Raw genomic sequence first — 17,666 nt, 5'->3', positions numbered from 1 at the left:
GCGCAGCATTCTAGGGATGCCCCCCGCCCCTGTCAAAGGAAATTCGGCGGCATCTCGCATGTTAGAATCGGGGACAACTGACCAGGAGTCTACCATGCTGCCTCTGTTGCTGGCTTCCAGCTCTGCCTATCGGCGCGAACTGCTTGCGCGCCTGCGCCTGCCCTTCACCTGGGCAAGCCCCGATCTAGACGAGCAGCGCCTGGATGACGAACCCGCCGCGGCGCTGGTGCAGCGCCTGGCCAGGCAGAAAGCCGAAGCACTTGCCCCCAGCCACCCTGGGCACCTGATCATCGGCTCCGACCAGGTTGCCGTGCTGGGCGAGCAGATCCTCGGCAAGCCACACACCTTCGAGCGCGCCTGCGAACAACTTCTGGAGGCGAGCGGGCAACAGGTGACCTTCCTTACCGGCGTTGCGCTGCTGAACACCGCTACGGGGCAATGCCAGGTCGATTGCGTGCCATTCACCGTAACCATGCGGGAATTGGACCGGGCGCGCGTGGAGCGCTACGTGACGGCGGAGCAGCCGCTGGATTGCGCGGGCAGCTTCAAGGCGGAGGGGTTGGGGGTGAGCCTGTTCCAGAGCACCCACGGGTGCGATGCGACCAGCCTGATCGGGCTGCCGCTGATTCGGCTGGTGGATATGCTGAGCAACGAAGGGGTGGTGATCCCCTGAGGGAATGCGTCGACCCCATCGCCGGCAAGCCGGCTCCCACAGGTAGAGCGGTGTGCTCGTTGTGGGAGCCGGCTTGCCGGCGATGAGGCCGGAACTGATCAGCGCAGAACAGGCCCCTGGAAGCCCATCCACATGGCCAGGCGCTCAGCCACGCTGGCACCGATGCGCTTGGAGAAGCGATCGAACGGCGATTCCTGGACGGTGAAGTCCACCAGCTCTTTCTCGCCAACGATCTCCCGCGCCACATAGCTGGCACTGCCCAACCCGTCCACCAGGCCAAGCGCCTTGGCTTGCTCGCCCGACCACACCAGGCCACTGAACAGCTCCGGATGCTCCTTGCCCTTCAGGCGATCACCGCGGCCTTGCTTGACCATGGCAATGAACTGCTGGTGCGTGGTGTTCAGCACGCCCTGCCAGAACGCCCGCTCTTCGGGCTTCTCCGGCGAGAACGGGTCGAGGAAGGCCTTGTGCTCGCCTGCGGTGTAGGTACGCCGCTCGACACCCAGCTTCTCCATCGAGCCCACAAAGCCGTAACCGGCCGCCGTCACGCCAATGGAGCCAACCAGGCTGGCCTTGTCGGCATAGATCTCGTCGGCTGCGCTGGCGATGTAATAAGCACCGGAAGCACCCAGGTCGGTGATCACCGCATACAGCTTGGTATCCGGGTATTCAGCGCGCAGGCGGCGGATCTCGTCATACACGTAACCGGCCTGCACCGGGCTGCCTCCCGGGCTGTTGATGCGCATGATCACCGCTTTGGTCTTGGGATCCTTGAAGGCCTCGCGCAGGCTCTTGACCAGGTTGTCGGCACTGGCGGCCTCCTGGTCGGCGATCACCCCGCGCACCTCCACCAATGCGGTATGGCTACCGCTGCGCGACGCGGCCTTGTCCATGTCCATGAAGGGCAAGAACAGCGCAAGCAGGCCGAACAGGTAAACGAAGGTCAGCAGCTTGAAGAAGATCCCCCAACGCCGCGCTCGGCGCTGTTCCTGGACACCCGCCAGAAGCGTCTTCTCCAACAACTGCCAGCTTTTGCGCTCTTCGCGCTCGTCAGGCTCGGATTCTGGTGCTTTCCACTCGTCAGCCATGCTCACCTACCTTGGAATTGGAATTACCTGCTACCTGCCAGCCACTCGCGCAGCTGGGAGAAATGATCGATGCACACTTGCGGGCCGAATTCGGCCAGCGCCTGCAGCGGCATGGCACCATAGCCCACGGCCACCGAGTGCATGCCGGCATTGCTGGCCATCTGCAGGTCGAACGCCGAGTCGCCGACCATCAACGCACGCCCGGCTTCAACACCGCAATGGCCGAGAATCTCCTCGAGCATCAAGGGGTGCGGCTTGCCGCGGGTTTCGTCGGCGGCGCGGGTGATGTCGAAAAACTGCTCCCAGCCATTGGCCTTGAGCACCCGATCCAGGCCACGGCGCGCCTTGCCGGTCGCCACCGCCAGACGATAGCCCTCGGCCCGGAAGGCATCCAGCGATTCGACCACGCCCTCGAACAGCGGCGAAGGCTGCTGGTCGAGCGCCATGTAGATGTCGGCGTAGTGCTGGCGAAAACGCTGCACTTGCACAGGCTCAAGGTGCGGATACAGCGTCGAAATGGCCTCGTCCAGCGCCAGCCCGATGATGCCCTTGACCGCCTGCTCGTCACTTTGCGCCTCACCGGCGCGGTCGGCGGCCGCATTCATCGATTCGACGATGCGGCCGATGGAATCGGCCAGGGTGCCGTCCCAATCGAAGATCAGCAGCTCATACGCCTTGCTCATAGATCACGACGCACTCAGGCGCTCCACGGTTTTCGCCCAGACCTCATCCACCGGCGCCTCCAGCTTGAGCTCACCGCCATCGGGCAGCGGCACGGTCAGGGCGTAGGCATGCAGGAACAGGCGCTTGCCGCCCAGGTCGCGAATTTCTCGGCTGAAGTCTTCGTCACCGTACTTGCTGTCACCGGCAATCATGTGCCCGGCGTGCAGGGTATGCACGCGGATCTGGTGGGTACGCCCGGTGATCGGCCGCGCCTCGACGATGGTGGCGAACTCGCCGAAGCGGCGCAGCACGCGGAACAGGGTCAAGGCCTCCTTGCCCTCCTCGTTCACCTCGACCATGCGCTCGCCCGAGCGCAGGTTGCTCTTGAGCAACGGCGCATTGACCTGCTTCTTGGAGGTCGGCCAATGGCCGCGCACCAGCGCCATGTAGCGCTTGTCGACACCATCGCCGCGCAGGGCGGCATGCAGGTGGCGCAGCATGCTGCGCTTCTTGGCGATCATCAGCAGGCCCGAGGTATCGCGGTCCAGGCGGTGCACCAGCTCCAGCTCCTTGGCGTCCGGGCGCAGCTGGCGCAGCGCCTCGATCACCCCGAAGCTCAGGCCGCTGCCGCCATGCACGGCGATGCCGGCAGGCTTGTTCATCACGATCAGCGCCTTGTCTTCGTAGACGATGGCCGCTTCCAGGCGCTGCAGCAGCCCCTGGGCGACCGGCGCCGGCTCGTCACGCTCGGGCAAACGGACCGGCGGTACGCGCACGACGTCGCCGGCCTGCAGCTTGTACTCAGGTTTGACGCGGCCCTTGTTGACCCGCACCTCGCCCTTGCGCAGGATGCGGTACACCAGCGTCTTGGGCACGCCCTTGAGCGCCGTGATGAGGAAATTGTCGATACGTTGGCCGGCAAGCTCCGGCGCGACTTCGATCAGCTTTACGCCGGAAGTCGGAGGGGTATTGGTCGTCATTGCGGGATCATAACAATTTTTTATGGAATTGAAGCACTTAATCATTACTGCTATAGTCGCGAACGCCGCCAAAAGCGGCAGGCCAGCGGCACCAGGCCCTTAGCCGGTCCCTGACCAACGCAATTCTGCAGGACGCGAGGCCGTCCTACGGGGTTTTCGCCAGTTTACCGAATTGCCTGGAATCGCCACCAGCGCCGTGTAGAGAAGACCGAAAAAAAACGACAAGCGCGGTATTTCACCTGCTTACCCGATTCTTTTCGCTGCACCTCTGCCCGCCCGTCGCTTCCACGCAACGCCCGGCGAATGCTTCGGAAATACCTGCCTTGGACATGAATGGCGCCAGCCCAGAACCTGCGCTGGCGAAAAATGCAACCCGTTGCGGATTCAGCGCGCGGCAGCACCCGAATTATCAGGGATACGTGCAGGGTGGAGATGCACAGCCCTCGGACCGTGTAGCACCGCGTCCGGCCACCGGCCCACTGAATGGCCGGCGAGCGGATAAGGTCCTGAACAGATGCCCTCGGGCGTCCACGGCTGACGGTTGATTCCTCCTCCTGACTGAGTGCACGAGGCCTGCTGGGTTGATTCGGATATCGATTCGGATATCTCTGCAGAAACCGCAGGGGCCTCGTTGGCACCGCAGCAAACAGGACGCGTCGTCGCGACAACGGCAGGCTGGGTAACCGGCTGGTGCCGAACGTTGCTCGACACGGGGGTGGCCCGGCCACCCTTTGCGCACCTTGGCACCGACCATGAGAAGTCGTGTGTGCCGAACGCCGTTTCCGGCAGCCCGGAAACCGACGGTACAACATGAAAAGAATGCTGATTAACGCAACTCAACCCGAAGAGTTGCGTGTAGCCCTGGTGGACGGCCAACGTCTCTACGACCTGGACATCGAGTCCGGCGCGCGTGAGCAGAAAAAGGCCAACATCTACAAAGGCAAGATCACCCGGATCGAGCCCAGCCTCGAAGCCGCCTTCGTCGACTTCGGCTCCGAACGTCACGGCTTCCTGCCGCTGAAGGAAATCTCCCGCGAGTACTTCAAGAAAGCCCCTGAAGGCCGCGTCAACATCAAGGAAGTGCTCAGCGAAGGCCAGGAAGTCATCGTCCAGGTCGAGAAGGAAGAGCGCGGCAACAAAGGCGCCGCCCTCACCACCTTCATCAGCCTGGCCGGCCGCTACCTGGTCCTGATGCCGAACAACCCACGTGCCGGCGGCATCTCCCGCCGCATCGAAGGCGAAGAGCGCAACGAACTGCGCGAAGCCCTCAACGGCCTGACCGTGCCGGGCGACATGGGCCTGATCGTGCGCACCGCAGGCCTTGGCCGCAGCAGCGAAGAAATGCAGTGGGACCTCGACTACCTGCTGCAGCTGTGGACCGCCATCAAGGAAGCCTCGCTGGACCGCGCCGCGCCGTTCCTGATCTACCAGGAAAGCAACGTCATCATCCGCGCCATCCGCGACTACCTGCGCCAGGACATCGGCGAAGTGCTGATCGACAGCATCGACGCCCAGGAAGAAGCCCTGACCTTCATCCGCCAGGTGATGCCGCAGTACGCCAGCAAGGTGAAGCTGTACGAAGACAGCGTGCCGCTGTTCAACCGTTTCCAGATCGAAAGCCAGATCGAAACCGCCTTCCAGCGCGTGGTCGACCTGCCGTCCGGCGGCTCGATCGTGATCGACCCGACCGAAGCCCTGGTTTCCATCGACATCAACTCGGCGCGCGCCACCAAGGGCAGCGACATCGAGGAAACCGCCCTGCAGACCAACCTGGAAGCGGCTGAGGAAATCGCCCGCCAGCTGCGCCTGCGCGACATCGGCGGCCTGATCGTCATCGACTTCATCGACATGACTCCGGCGAAGAACCAGCGCGCCGTGGAAGAGCGTGTGCGTGAATGCCTGGAGGCCGACCGTGCCCGTGTCCAGGTAGGCCGCATCTCGCGTTTCGGCCTGCTGGAAATGTCCCGCCAGCGCCTGCGCCCATCGCTCGGCGAAAGCAGCGGCATCGTCTGCCCGCGCTGCTCCGGCACCGGCATCATCCGTGACGTCGAGTCGCTGTCGCTGGCCATCCTGCGCCTGATCGAGGAAGAGGCCCTGAAGGACCGCACCGCCGAGGTTCGCGCCCAGGTGCCGATCCCGGTAGCCGCCTTCCTGCTCAACGAGAAGCGCAACTCGATCACCAAGATCGAACTGCGTACTCGCGCCCGCATCATCATCCTGCCGAACGATCACCTGGAAACCCCGCACTTCGAAGTCCAGCGCCTGCGCGACGACAACCCGGAAGTGCTGAACAACCAGTCCAGCTACGAAATCGCCGCTGCCGAAGCCGAAGAAGCGCCGCTGCCGACCGCCACCCGCACCCTGGTTCGCCAGGAAGCCGCGGTGAAGACCGCGCCGGCCCGCGCCAACGCACCGGTGCCGACCGCCGAGGAAGAGCAGCCAGTCGCACCTGCAGCCCCTGCACCGAGCGTGCCGGAACCAAGCCTGTTCAAGGGCTTGGTCAAGTCGCTGGTCAGCCTGTTCGCCGGCAAGGAAGAACCTGCCGCCGCCCCGGCCGTGACTGCCGAGAAGCCTGCCAGCGAACGCACCCCGCGTAATGAGGAGCGTCGCAACGGCCGCCAGCAGAGCCGCAACCGTAACGGTCGCCGTGACGAAGAGCGCAAGCCGCGCGAAGAGCGTGCCGAGCGCGCCCCGCGTGAAGAGCGTCAGCCTCGCGAAGAGCGTGCCCCGCGTGAAGAACGCGCACCACGCGAAGAACGTGCACCACGCCAGCCACGCGAAGACCGCCGCGGCAACCGCGAAGAGCGCCCAGCACGTGAACTGCGTGAGCCCCTGGATGCCGCACCGGTCGTGCGCGAAGAGCGCCAGCCGCGTGAAGAGCGTGCCCCACGTGAAGAGCGTGTAGCCCGCGAAGAGCGCGCACCGCGTGAAGAGCGTGCTCCACGTGAAGAGCGTGCTCCTCGCGAAGAGCGTGCTCCTCGCGAAGAGCGCGCCCCACGTGAAGAACGTGCCCCTCGCGAAGAACGCGCTCCACGTGAAGAGCGTGCACCTCGCGAAGAACGTGCTCCACGTGAAGAACGCGCCCCTCGTGAAGAGCGCCAGCCTCGCCCACCGCGTGAAGAGCGCCAGCCACGCGCTGCCGAACAGGCCGCCGAGCAGGCTGCAGAGCTCGCCGAAGAGCAACTGCCGAACGAAGAGCTGCTGCAGGACGAGCAGGAAGGTGCAGATGGCGAGCGTCCGCGTCGTCGCTCCCGTGGCCAGCGTCGTCGCAGCAACCGTCGTGAGCGCCAGCGCAATGCCAACGGCGAGCTGATCGACGGCGATGACGAAGGCAGCGAAGGCAACGAAGAGCAGCCGCAACAGCACCAGGCCTCCGAGCTGGGTGCCGAATTGGCCGCCGGCCTTGCCGTTACCGCCGCCGTCGCCAGCAGCAACATCAGTGCCGATGCCGAAGCCCAAGCCAACCAGCAAGCCGAACGCGCCACTGCCGAAGCCGCTGTTACCGAAGCCCGCGAAACCGCCCAGCCGGCAGAAGCTGTCGAGGCGGTAACCCAGGCCGAGGAAGTTGTGATCGCGCCAGTGGTCGAGCAGCCTGTCAGCGAGCCCGTTGCCGTGGTCGAAGCCAGCGCTGAGCCGGTGGTCGAAGTAGCACCACAGCCCGTTGTCGAAGCCGAAGCTGCCCCTGCCGTTGAGCCGGTAGTGGTCGCCGAAGCGCCTGTCGAGGCTCCAGCCGTAGAAGCCGGTGAAGCCGAGAAACCTCAGGTTGCCTTCGAAGCCGTCACTGCTGAAGAGCCGGCAGCGGTCGTCGAAGCCCAGCCAGAAGTGGTAGCAGAGCCTGCGCCGGTTGTTGCCGAGGTAGCGCCGGTCGCCGCCGAGCCTGCCCCGGTGGAAGCACCGGCAGCGGTCGAAGCCGCTACCGTGATGCTGCCTAACGGCCGCGCGCCGAACGACCCACGTGAAGTGCGTCGCCGCAAGCGTGAAGCCGAGGCCGCTGCCAAGGCTGCACAGCAAGCTGCTGCCGCCGACGAGCCTGCCCTGGAAACCGCCGATGAGCACAAGCCTCACCACGGTTGATAGCAACGGCTGAATGAAAAAGCCCCGCCAGTGCGAACTGGCGGGGCTTTTTCTTGGCTGGGGGGTTGTCTTTGCTGGCCTCATCGCGGCTAAAGCCGCTCCTACAGGTACCGCGCAACCCTTGTAGGAGCGGCTTTAGCCGCGATGAGGCCAGCACCAACCTACATCAATAAAGGTTCGGCTCCATCTCAAGCTCAACCCCAAAGCGCTCCAGCACATCCGCCTGGATCCGCTGCGCCAGCGCATGCATCTGCCCCCCGCTCGCCTGGCCATAATTGACCAGCACCAGCGACTGCAGCCGATGCACCCCGGCATCCCCTTCGCGATACCCCTTCCACCCCGCCTGCTCGATCAACCAGCCCGCCGCCAGCTTCACCTGGCCATCGGCCTGGGCGTAGCCAACCACCGCGGGATGTTGAGCGCGAATGCGCTCCACGAGCACAGCAGATACCACCGGATTCTTGAAGAAGCTGCCGGCATTGCCCAGCTCGGCCGGGTCCGGCAGCTTTTCGCGGCGGATGCTGCAGATGGCATCGCTGATTGCCTGCGCGGTGGGCCGTTCGACACCCTGCTCCTGCAAGCGCTGACGCACCGGGCCGTAGTCCAGGTGCGCCTGCAGCACATGGCTCAAGGCAAAACGCACCCGCAGGATCAACCAGCGGCCAGGGTTGCGCTTGAACAGGCTGTCGCGATAACCGAAGGCGCATTCCTCAAGGCCGAAGTCACGCAACTCGCCGGTTTCCCGGTCTAGCGCGGTCAGCCCGACGAACACATCCTTGATCTCCACGCCATAGGCGCCCACGTTCTGCATCGGCGCAGCGCCCACCGTGCCCGGGATCAGGCTGAGGTTTTCCAGGCCACAGAAGCCTTGCGCCAGCGACCATTGCACGAACGGGTGCCAGGCTTCGCCCGCTTCGGCCTCGACCACCACCCGCGTGCCGTCATCGCTGAGCACGCGGCGCCCCTGGCTGGCCATGTGCAGCACCAGCGCGTCGACATCACGGGTCAGCAGCAGGTTGCTGCCGCCGCCGATCACCAACACCGGCACGCCGGCCTCGTGCGCCAGCCGCAGGGCCTCGCGCACCTCTTCATCATTGTGCGCCTGGGCAAAATAGCGGGCTTTCACATCGATGCCGAAGCTGTTGTAGGGCTTGAGCGAGACTTGCGCTTGCCAACCCGCCGTCATAACCGCCCCTTGATTTCCACGACCAGCTCACGGCACGCCGCCTCGATCAGGTCGAGCACCTGCTCGAAGCCATCGGCGCCGCCGTAGTAAGGGTCTGGCACTTCGTCCAGGGCGGCGCCATAGCGGCGCAGGAACAGGTCCAGCTCACCCACGGCGCTGTGCGGGCGCATGGCGCGCAGGTGGCCGAGGTTGCTTTCATCCATGGCCAGAATCAGGTCGTACTCGGCAAAGTGCGCCGCCTTGACCTGCTGCGCACGCTGCGCCGAGAGGTCGTAACCGCGGGCCAGCGCAGCCTTGCAGGTGCGACTGTCGGGCGCCTTGCCCACGTGCCAGTCACCGGTACCGGCAGATGCCACCTGCACCTGGTCGGCCAGCCCTGCGGCCTGCAGTTGATGACGCAGCACACCTTCGGCAGTGGGCGAACGGCAGATGTTGCCCAGGCACACGAACAGAACGCGCATCAGGCCTCCAGCAAGCGCCTTACGCGCTCAAGGTCTTCAGGGGTGTCGACACCAACGGCTGGCGCCTCGATGGCGTCCTCGACGTGGATGCGCACGCCGTGCCACAGGGCACGCAGCTGCTCCAGCGCTTCGCTCTGCTCGAGCCAGCAAGGGCCCCAGGCGACGAAGTCCTGAAGGAAGCCGACGCGGTAGGCGTACATGCCGATATGGCGGCGATACGGCACGCCTTCGGGCAGTGGGTCGCGGCCCTTGGCGAAGGCATCGCGCGCCCACGGCAGTGGCGCACGGCTGAAGGTCAATGCCAGGCCGTTCTTGTCGCTGACCACCTTGACCGCGTTCGGGTTGAACACGGTTTCGGGGTCGTGGATCGGCTCGGCCAGGGTGGCGATGCTCGCCTGCGGGTGAGCAGCCAGGTTGGCGGCCACCTGGTCGATGATCACCGGTGGAATCAACGGCTCGTCACCCTGCACGTTGACCACGATGGCATCGGCGGCCAGGCCCAGGTGGGCGGCCACTTCGGCCAGGCGGTCGGTGCCCGACTCATGGTCGGCGCGGGTCATCAGCACTTCGCCGCCAAAGGCCTGGCACGCCTCGACGATGCTGGCATCGTCGGTGGCGATGACCACGCGGCTGGCGCCGCTCTTGCGCGCCTGCTCCCAGACGTGCTGGATCATCGGCTTGCCGGCGATCAGCAGCAGCGGTTTGCCCGGCAGGCGCGTGGAGCGCAGGCGAGCAGGAATCACCACGGTGAAGTCGAGGCTCATTTGTCCAGGCGCTCGTCGTCGGTCAGGGTGCGCGCCTCGCTTTCCAGCATCACCGGGATGCCATCGCGAATCGGGTAGGCCAGGCCTGCGCCCTTGCTGATCAGCTCGGTCTTGTCGGCGCTGAGCTTGAGCGGGCCTTTGGTGATCGGGCAGGCCAGGATGTCGAGCAGTTTGGTGTCCATGGAAGCGTCCTTGAGGCCAGGTGGCCGGAAATTGAAAACGGGCTCAGGGCTTGCGCAGCAGGCGCTGCAGCTGGCTGTCGAACCAGGCCGTGAAGGCCGGGGTGGGCCGGGCCTCGACGGCCAGGTACCACCAGTCGTCGGCGGCGAAGGCCCGGCATTTCACCGCATCCTTCTCGGTCATCACCAACGGCAAGGGCGGGCTGAATGCCAGGCGCTCGGCGCTGAACTCGGCGTGGTCGGCGAAGGGGTGCGGCACCGGCTGCCAGTTTAGCCCCAGCAGGGTATTGAAGAAACGTTGCGGGTTGCCGATACCGGCGACCGCGTGCAGGCGCTGGCCTGCTGGAAACAGATCGAGCCCGCGCCGCTCGCCGCTGCGCAGGTTGACCAGGGCGCTGGGCTGCAGGCTGAAGGCAAAACCGTCTGCACGATCGGCGCTGGCGCCGTTGAACAGCACGGCATCGGCCTCTTGCAGGCGCTCGGCGGGCTCGCGCAAGGGCCCGGCCGGCAGGCAGCGGCCATTGCCCAGGCCGCGCGCGGCATCGATCAGCACCAGCTCCAGGTCACGCGCCAGGCGGTAGTGCTGCATGCCATCGTCACACAGGATCAGGTCCAGCGGCTCGCTGGCCAACAGCGCCTGCACGGCGCGGGAGCGGTCCGGGTCGATCATCAGCGGCACGCCGGTGCGCTGGACGATCAGCAAAGGCTCGTCGCCAGCCTGTTCGGCTGGCTGCTGCGCCTCGACCCGCCACGGCAGTTGCGGCGGTTTGGCACCGTAGCCACGGCTGACCACACCGACCTTCAGCCCCTGCCGGCGGCAATGCTCGATCAGCCAGAGGATCATCGGCGTCTTGCCGGTACCGCCAATGGTGATGTTGCCGACCACGATGACCGGCACTGGGGCGCGGTAGCTGGCGCTTTCACCACTGAGAAAGCGCGCCCGCTTGCGCGTGACCACGCGGCGGTACAACGCCTCCAGCGGGCGCAGCAGCGCCAGCGCAGGGTGCCCGGCATACCAGGCCGCCAGCAGTCGGTCAGCCAACGCCATCAGGGTGTCCCCTGGGCCGCCTCGACGGTGGTCATGCGCAGCTGGCTGAAACCGAGCTTGCCGGCAGCATCCATTGCGGTGATCACAGCCTGGTGCGGCGTCTTGCCGTCGGCGCTGATTGCCAGGGGCAACTTATTGTCGCCAGCGGACTCACGCTCGATGGCCTCGGTCAGGGTGGCCAGGTCGCTCTTGGGCAACAGGTGGTTGTTCACCGAGTACACGCCCTCGGCGCTGATGGTGACTTCCACCAGCTTGCCCTGGTCGGCAGGCGGCTGCTCGGCGCTGGCGGCCTCGGGCAGCTCGACGCGCAGCTGGGTCTCGCGGGTGAAGGTGGTGGTGACCACGAAGAACAGCAGCAGGACGAACACCACGTCGATCAGCGACGCCAGGTTGATGTCGACGTTCTCCCGCTGGCGATTGCGCCGGAACTTCACGCCTTGCCTCCGGCCACTTCCACTTCGCGGTCGCCCTGGATCACTTCCACCAGCTTGATCGCTTCCTGCTCCATGCCCACCACCAGCTCATCGATGCGGCGCAGCAGGAAGCGGTGGAAGAACACGGCGGGGATACCGATCATCAGGCCGGCCGCGGTGGTGACCAGGGCCTTGGAGATACCGCCCGCCAGCACGGCGGCATTGGCGGTCATCTGCGAGCCCATGAACGCGCTGAAGATGTCGATCATGCCCAGCACGGTGCCCAGCAGGCCCAGCAGCGGGGCCATGGCGGCAATGGTGCCGAGGGTGCTGATATAGCGCTCCAGGTCATGAATGACCCGCGAAGCGGCCTCTTCGATGCACTCTTTCATGATCTCGCGGCCATGGCGCGAATTGGCCAGGCCCGCAGCGAGGATCTCGCCCAGCGGCGAATCGGCGCGCAGGGCCTTGAGCTTGTCACTGGTGAGCTGCTTGTCCTTGATCCACATCCATACCTGGCCGAGCAGGTGCGGCGGGGTGACACGGCTGGCGCGCAGGGTCCACAGGCGCTCGACGACGATAGCCATGGCGACGACGGAGCTCAGAATGATCGGCAGCATCATCCAACCACCGGACTTGACCAATTCCCACACAGTAAACGCCCCTTCGGAAAAAGGCCGCCACTCTACCATACGCACGCGGGGCGCTCATCTGCCGAAGGTCAGGGAATTGGCTGTGCATCGCGCCAGAAGCGGCGCTGCGCGCGCACCCCCTCGGCGCCGCCCCGGCTGCCCAGCAGCAGGCGCAATGCGCCCTCTTGCGCCGTATCGTGGATCGCCAGCTGGTGAAGGCGATAGCGCTCTAGCACCTGCGCATGGGGGTGGCCGAAGCCATTGTTGCGCCCGCGGGAAATGATCACCCCGCGTGGCGCCGTGGCCCGCATGAATCGCTCGGTGGAGGAGCTGGCGCTGCCGTGGTGCGGCGCCTGCAACCAGTCGATGGCCGGCGCCGGGTGGTCGGCCAGCCAGGCGCGCTCGGCGCCGGCTTCCATATCACCGGCCAGTAGCAAGCGCTCGCCCTGCGCCTCGACCAGCAAGACACAGGAGCGATCATTGCTGCCCTCCCCCTCGCCCCAGTGCCACAGCGAAAAACGCACGCCATCCCATTCCCACCCTTCATGACTGACGCATGGCTGCGCCGACAACGGCGCAGCGAGCGCCTGCGCCTCGCCACTGAGCACCCGCGCCACCGGCAGCCCCCGGGCAACCGCCAATGCCCCGCCAGCATGGTCGGCGTGGGCGTGGCTGATCAGCATCAGGTCCAGTTGCCGCACGCCCAGTTTGTGCAAGGTGGGCAGCACGACCCGCTCGCCAAGGTCCACGTCACCGCGCGCCGGGCCAGCGTCGTACAGCACGCTGTGCTGGCGCGTGCGCAGCAGCACCGCCAGGCCCTGGCCGACATCCAGGTGCCAGACCTCCACCTGGCCATGCGCCACCGGCGCCTTGGGTACCCACAGGGCCAACAGCATGACCCAGCCCAGGCCACGCAGCGGCACACCCCGTGGCAGCAGCACCAGCAGCGCCCCCAGGCACACCAGTGCCCAGGCCCACAGCGGCAAGGCCGGCGGCACCCAGGCCGGGCGCCAGGCGGCGAGCCCTTGCAGCACCCGCAGCAGGCCATCCAGCAGGCCGCCTGCCAGCCACAGCAATGCCTCGCCAACGCCTGCCAATGGCAGCAGCAAGGTACCCAGCAGCGCCAGCGGCAATACCGCCAGGCTGATCCAGGGCACGGCCACCAGGTTTGCCAATGGCGCACTGAGGCTGACCGGCAGCCCGGTGGCCAACAGGATGGGCAGCAGGCCGATGGCGATCACCCACTGGGCGCGGGTCCATGCCTGCCAGGGGCGCCAGCCGCCCAGGCGCCCGCTGAAGCAATAGACCAGCGTCGCCACCGCGCCGAACGACAACCAGAACCCCGGCAGCAAGGCGGCCAGGGGCTCGGCGATCAGCACCAGGTTGAGCGCCACCAGCAGCGGGAAGAAGGCCCCCAGGTGGCGAAAGCGCAAGCGCCAGAGCAGCACCACCGCCAACATCAGGCAAGCGCGCTGCACCGGCACCCCGGCGCCGGCCAGCCAGCCGTAGGCCAGCGCCGCCGCCAGCGCCAGGGCACAGGCGCAAGGCAGCCAAGGCAGGCGCCGGGGCCACAGCCCCCAGCGCGCCAGGCCCGCCACCAGGGCGTACAGCAGCCCGGCCACCAGGCCGATGTGCTGGCCCGAAATCACCAGCAGATGCACCGTGCCCGTGGCTTGCAACACTTGCCAGTCGCTCTGGGCCAGCCCGCTGCCGTCGCCGAGCACCAGTGCCACCAACGCCGCCTGCCTGCCGTTGGCATCGACGGCCAGCAGCCGCTGGCGCAGGGCATCGCGCCAACCCGGCGCCTGCGCCTGCAACACATGGCCTGCCTTGACCGTGCCGGTCGCACCCACCCGCCGGGCCAGCAAATGCGCCTCGCGGTCAGGCCCATGTGGATTGAGCAACCCGGCGGGCCGTTGCAAGGTCACGGCCAGGCGCCACTGCTCACCAGCCCGCACCGGCGGGCCACCGAACCAGCTCAGTTGCAGGCGCGAGGGCAGCTCGGCGCGACGCGAGCGGGGTTGTTCCAGCTCAAAACGCACGCTTTGCCCGGTGTGGCTCGGCAACCCGACCACCCGGCCTTCCAGCCACAGGGTGCGGCCATCGAGGGGCAGCGCCAGGCGGTCGTCCAGCGCCAGTTGCGCCGACCAGCAGGCCCAGCACAAACCCAGCAGGAAACACCCCACCGGCCAACCGCGCGTGCGCAGGCACAGCAGCCCGCCGCAAAGCAGCAGGCAAAGCCATCCGACCGACGGCAATGCGGGGAGAAGGCCCAGGCACAACAGCCCGAGCGCCAGCGCAAGCATCCCTGTGCGCATGAGGTAGAGCTCCAGAAGCAAAATCGCTTACTGAGGCATAGCTGAAATGCCGCACTGGCTCGCTCAACAATTGTCACAAACTCTGAACGAGCCTGAGCGGGAATCAAGGCATACTGCCTCGATCAACGCGCCAGGAGCCTACATGCCGCGCCGACTTTTCAAACGGTACATGCCGGATCCAACCAGCATCAGGGAACACAAGTCCCTGCGCTTTTTCGGCAAGCTGCTACACGACCCGAACCTCTGGCACCTGAACCGTCACTCGGTGGCGCGGGCCATGGGCGTGGGCCTGTTCGCGGCGTTGATCCCGATCCCCATGCAGATGCTGCTGGCGGCGGCGCTGGCCATCCCGGTACGCGGCAACCTGCCGATTGCCGTCAGCCTGGTATGGTTGACCAACCCGCTGACCATGCCGCCGGTGTTCTTCGTCACCTACATGACCGGTGCCTGGCTGATGCAGGTGCCGCCGCGCACCCTGCCCGACGAACTCACCTTCGAATGGATCACCGACCAGCTGGCAACGCTGTGGCAGCCGTTCCTGCTGGGCTCGGTGGTGTGCGGGGTGGTGCTGGGCATCGCCGCCTACTTCACCACCATGCTGTACTGGCGTTGGTGGGTCGGCCGGCAGTGGCGCCGGCGCAAGCACAAGGCCTCAGGCGCGCATGCCGCGGCCGCTGACCAGCAGGCGAACGCACAGCAGGTAGAGCACCGCGGTGGCCACCAGCATGAAGGTGATCGCCGTACCAATGCTGATATCCGACACCCCTAGGATGCCGTAGCGGAACGAGTTGACCATGTGCAGCACCGGGTTGGCCAACGACACGGTCTGCCAGAACGGCGGCAGCAGGTTGATCGAGTAGAACACCCCGCCCAGGTAGGTCAGCGGCGTCAGCACGAAGGTCGGGATGATCGAGATATCGTCGAAGTTGCGCGCAAACACGGCGTTGACGAAGCCCAGCAGCGAAAAGATGGTGGCGGTCAACAGCACCACGATCACGGTCACGCCCAGGTGGTGCACCTGCAGGTCGGTGAAGAACATCGACAGGATGGTCACGATCACCCCGACCGCCAGGCCGCGCAGTACACCGCCCAGCACATAGCCGACGAGAATGGTGTGCGGCGACACCGGCGATACCATCAGCTCTTCGATCGAGCGCTGGAACTTGCTGCCGAAGAAGCTAGACACCACGTTGCCATAGGAGTTGGTGATCACCGACATCATGATCAGCCCCGGCACGATGTACTGCATGTAGGTGAAACCACCCATGTCGCCGATCTGCCGGCCGATCAGGTTACCGAAGATCACGAAGTACAGGACCATGGTGATCGCCGGCGGCAGCAGGGTCTGCGGCCAGATGCGCAAAAAGCGCCGCACTTCGCGGTAGACGATGGTATTGAGGGCCACCCAGTTGGTGCGCAGTTCCACACTCATATGGCCACCTTCGACAGGTTTTTTTCCACCAGGGACACGAACAGCTCCTCGAGTCGGTTGGTCTTGTTGCGCAGGCTCTGCACTTCGATGTTCTGCAGGGCCAGCTGGCCGAACAGCGCGGTGATGCCGATGTCTTTTTCCACCTGCACTTCCAGGGTGTGCGGGGTCAGCAGGCGGCACGGGTAGCCCTGCAGGGCCGGCGCCTGGGCCAGGTCCTGCTTGAGGTCGAGGACGAAGGTCTCGACATGCAGCTTGCCCAGCAACTGGCGCATGCTGGTGTTCTCGACGATGGTGCCGTGGTCGATGATGCCGATGTTGCGGCACAGCTGCTCGGCTTCTTCCAGGTAGTGGGTGGTGAGGATGATGGTGATGCCCTTCTGGTTGAGCTCGGTGAGGAAGCTCCACATCGAACGGCGCAGCTCGATGTCCACCCCGGCGGTCGGCTCGTCGAGGATCAGCAGGCGCGGTTCGTGGATCAGCGCGCGGGCGATCATCAACCGGCGCTTCATGCCACCGGACAGCGAGCGCGACTGCACGTCACGCTTGTCCCATAGGCCCAGCTGGGTCAGGTACTGCTCGGCGCGCTCCTTGGCCAGCTTGGGCGGGATGCCGTAGTAGCCGGCCTGGGTCACGACGATGTCGAAGGTCTTCTCGAACTGGTTGAAGTTGAATTCCTGCGGCACCACGCCCAGGCAACGCTTGAGCGCAGCGGGCTCGCGGTCCAGGTCATGGCCGAACACGTTGACCGTGCCACTGGTCTTGTTGACCAGGGTCGAGAGGATGCCGATGGTGGTGGACTTGCCGGCACCGTTGGGGCCGAGCAAGGCGAAGAAGTCGCCTTCGGCAACATCCAGGTCGATGCCTTTTAGGGCCTGGAAGCCGTTGCCGTAGGTCTTGGTCAGCTGTCGGATGGACAGGGCAGAACTCATAGCGGGTCACGTACCGAATAAAAAATGGTTCAGGACACGCCAGGCGAAGTCACTGGCGCAGTGAGTGCGGCCATGGTGCAAGGCCAGGCCGCACAAGTACAGTCACATCTATTGATAATGACTATCGAAGCAGGGTCAGGTGAGCGCGGTCATCACGGCGGCCTGGTAGGCCGGGCGCTGTTTCAGGCGCTCGTACCAGGCTTGCAGGTGGTGCATGGCCGGGCGCTCGATGGGCATTTCGAACCAGGCATAGACGAAGCTCCCCAGTGGGATGTCGCCCATGCCGATCTGGTCACCGGAAAGATAAGGCTGGTGCGCCAGGGTTTGATCGGCAATAGACAGCAATTGCGCGCACTGCTTGTGCGCGGCGTTGATCGCCACCCAATCACGTTGCTCTTCGGGGGTGCGCAAAAGGCCCCAGAACAGCGGGCGGAACGGCGTGGCGAAGGACGAGGTGGTCCAGTCCATCCACTTGTCGGCCAAGGCGCGCTGGCGTGGGTCTTCAAGGTACCAGCCCTGCTCGGCGCCGTATTCGGCGCACAGGTAACGCACGATGGTGTTGGATTCCCACAGCACCAGGTCGCCATCTTCGAGCATGGGCACCAGGCCATTGGGGTTGAGGGCACGGTAGTGCGGCTCGTTGACCACGCCGAAGGCACCGCCGGCGTCGATGGCTTCGAAGTCCAGGCCCAGCTCGTGGGCGATCCACAGCGCCTTGCGCACATTGCTCGAATTCTTGCGGCCCCAGATCTTCAGCATGGCAACGTCCTTATGGAATGCGGAGGGAAGACAGTCTACTCCAGAGCTCCATCGCCTGTACTGGCCC

Annotated in this window: 16 protein-coding genes and 1 pseudogene; 3 read left to right on the top strand and 14 right to left on the bottom strand. The window is 65.6% G+C overall.

What is annotated here, in order from left to right:
• Positions 1 to 94: 94 nt before the first annotated feature.
• Positions 95 to 673, top strand: a complete 579-nt coding sequence (locus tag ACIPG5_RS00305; protein WP_401372756.1) for a Maf family protein — start codon at positions 95 to 97, stop codon at positions 671 to 673.
• 98 nt (positions 674 to 771) lie between these two features.
• Here ACIPG5_RS00305 and ACIPG5_RS00300 read toward each other — a convergent pair whose 3' ends face one another.
• The 3 genes from ACIPG5_RS00300 to rluC are packed head-to-tail and all read right to left on the bottom strand — an operon-like array spanning position 772 to position 3,404.
• The gene (locus tag ACIPG5_RS00300) at positions 772 to 1,761 is read right to left on the bottom strand and encodes a S49 family peptidase (RefSeq protein ID WP_401372753.1); all 990 of its coding nucleotides are present in this window, start codon (positions 1,759 to 1,761) and stop codon (positions 772 to 774) included.
• A 23-nt stretch (positions 1,762 to 1,784) separates the two neighbouring features.
• A complete protein-coding gene (locus tag ACIPG5_RS00295; protein ID WP_176512229.1) occupies positions 1,785 to 2,444 on the bottom strand; it encodes an HAD family hydrolase in 660 nt (219 codons plus the stop codon).
• Positions 2,445 to 2,447: 3 nt separating this feature from the next.
• Complete coding sequence (gene rluC / locus ACIPG5_RS00290; protein WP_176512228.1) at positions 2,448 to 3,404, bottom strand: 23S rRNA pseudouridine(955/2504/2580) synthase RluC; 957 nt, start codon at positions 3,402 to 3,404, stop codon at positions 2,448 to 2,450.
• 810 nt (positions 3,405 to 4,214) lie between these two features.
• On the opposite strand from rluC, the gene rne reads away from it, so the two are divergent.
• Positions 4,215 to 7,478 (top strand): ribonuclease E, encoded by a 3,264-nt coding sequence (gene rne / locus ACIPG5_RS00285; protein WP_401372749.1) that lies wholly within the window; start codon positions 4,215 to 4,217, stop codon positions 7,476 to 7,478.
• A 166-nt stretch (positions 7,479 to 7,644) separates the two neighbouring features.
• On the opposite strand, the gene murB is transcribed toward rne, so the two are convergent.
• The 8 genes from murB to ACIPG5_RS00245 all read right to left on the bottom strand — a co-directional run bounded on the left by murB (position 7,645) and on the right by ACIPG5_RS00245 (position 14,479).
• Positions 7,645 to 8,664, bottom strand: a complete 1,020-nt coding sequence (gene murB / locus ACIPG5_RS00280; RefSeq protein ID WP_401372746.1) for a UDP-N-acetylmuramate dehydrogenase — start codon at positions 8,662 to 8,664, stop codon at positions 7,645 to 7,647.
• Positions 8,661 to 9,125 carry a low molecular weight protein-tyrosine-phosphatase gene (locus ACIPG5_RS00275; RefSeq protein ID WP_176512225.1) on the bottom strand — a complete coding sequence of 155 codons (465 nt, stop codon included), beginning with the start codon at positions 9,123 to 9,125 and terminating at the stop codon, positions 8,661 to 8,663. Before ACIPG5_RS00275 ends, murB begins: the two co-directional genes overlap by 4 nt.
• Positions 9,125 to 9,889 carry a 3-deoxy-manno-octulosonate cytidylyltransferase gene (kdsB, locus tag ACIPG5_RS00270; RefSeq protein WP_401372743.1) on the bottom strand — a complete coding sequence of 255 codons (765 nt, stop codon included), beginning with the start codon at positions 9,887 to 9,889 and terminating at the stop codon, positions 9,125 to 9,127. Before kdsB ends, ACIPG5_RS00275 begins: the two co-directional genes overlap by 1 nt.
• Complete coding sequence (locus ACIPG5_RS00265) at positions 9,886 to 10,071, bottom strand: Trm112 family protein (protein WP_003247142.1); 186 nt, start codon at positions 10,069 to 10,071, stop codon at positions 9,886 to 9,888. Before ACIPG5_RS00265 ends, kdsB begins: the two co-directional genes overlap by 4 nt.
• Positions 10,072 to 10,114: 43 nt before the next feature.
• Positions 10,115 to 11,116 carry a tetraacyldisaccharide 4'-kinase gene (lpxK, locus tag ACIPG5_RS00260; RefSeq protein ID WP_401372740.1) on the bottom strand — a complete coding sequence of 334 codons (1,002 nt, stop codon included), beginning with the start codon at positions 11,114 to 11,116 and terminating at the stop codon, positions 10,115 to 10,117.
• Positions 11,116 to 11,550, bottom strand: coding sequence for a biopolymer transporter ExbD (locus ACIPG5_RS00255; RefSeq protein WP_176512222.1), 435 nt, complete (start codon positions 11,548 to 11,550; stop codon positions 11,116 to 11,118). The genes lpxK and ACIPG5_RS00255 overlap by 1 nt, the downstream gene beginning before the upstream one ends.
• Entirely contained in the window at positions 11,547 to 12,182 is a 636-nt protein-coding gene (locus ACIPG5_RS00250) for a MotA/TolQ/ExbB proton channel family protein (RefSeq protein WP_176512221.1), read from the bottom strand. Before ACIPG5_RS00250 ends, ACIPG5_RS00255 begins: the two co-directional genes overlap by 4 nt.
• A 68-nt stretch (positions 12,183 to 12,250) precedes the next feature.
• Complete coding sequence (locus tag ACIPG5_RS00245; RefSeq protein ID WP_401372736.1) at positions 12,251 to 14,479, bottom strand: DNA internalization-related competence protein ComEC/Rec2; 2,229 nt, start codon at positions 14,477 to 14,479, stop codon at positions 12,251 to 12,253.
• Between the two features lie 142 nt (positions 14,480 to 14,621).
• Here ACIPG5_RS00245 and ACIPG5_RS00240 point away from each other — a divergent pair.
• Positions 14,622 to 15,119 (top strand): annotated as a pseudogene (locus ACIPG5_RS00240) (DUF2062 domain-containing protein); the annotation flags it as partial.
• A 12-nt stretch (positions 15,120 to 15,131) separates the two neighbouring features.
• On the opposite strand, the gene ACIPG5_RS00235 reads toward ACIPG5_RS00240, so the two are convergent.
• From ACIPG5_RS00235 to ACIPG5_RS00225, 3 genes are all read right to left on the bottom strand, one after another.
• Complete coding sequence (locus ACIPG5_RS00235) at positions 15,132 to 15,911, bottom strand: ABC transporter permease (protein WP_012271145.1); 780 nt, start codon at positions 15,909 to 15,911, stop codon at positions 15,132 to 15,134.
• Positions 15,908 to 16,840, bottom strand: a complete 933-nt coding sequence (locus ACIPG5_RS00230) for an ABC transporter ATP-binding protein (RefSeq protein ID WP_176512218.1) — start codon at positions 16,838 to 16,840, stop codon at positions 15,908 to 15,910. The genes ACIPG5_RS00235 and ACIPG5_RS00230 overlap by 4 nt, the downstream gene beginning before the upstream one ends.
• 135 nt (positions 16,841 to 16,975) lie before the next feature.
• Entirely contained in the window at positions 16,976 to 17,599 is a 624-nt protein-coding gene (locus ACIPG5_RS00225) for a glutathione S-transferase (RefSeq protein ID WP_401372733.1), read from the bottom strand.
• Positions 17,600 to 17,666: the final 67 nt, after the last annotated feature.

It is taken from the genome of Pseudomonas sp. NPDC087029, from assembly GCF_044745345.1.
GTDB classification, from domain to species: domain Bacteria; phylum Pseudomonadota; class Gammaproteobacteria; order Pseudomonadales; family Pseudomonadaceae; genus Aquipseudomonas; species Aquipseudomonas faucium.
Note: the sequence above shows the minus strand (reverse complement) of the source record. Positions and strands in the feature narration are given on the sequence as shown.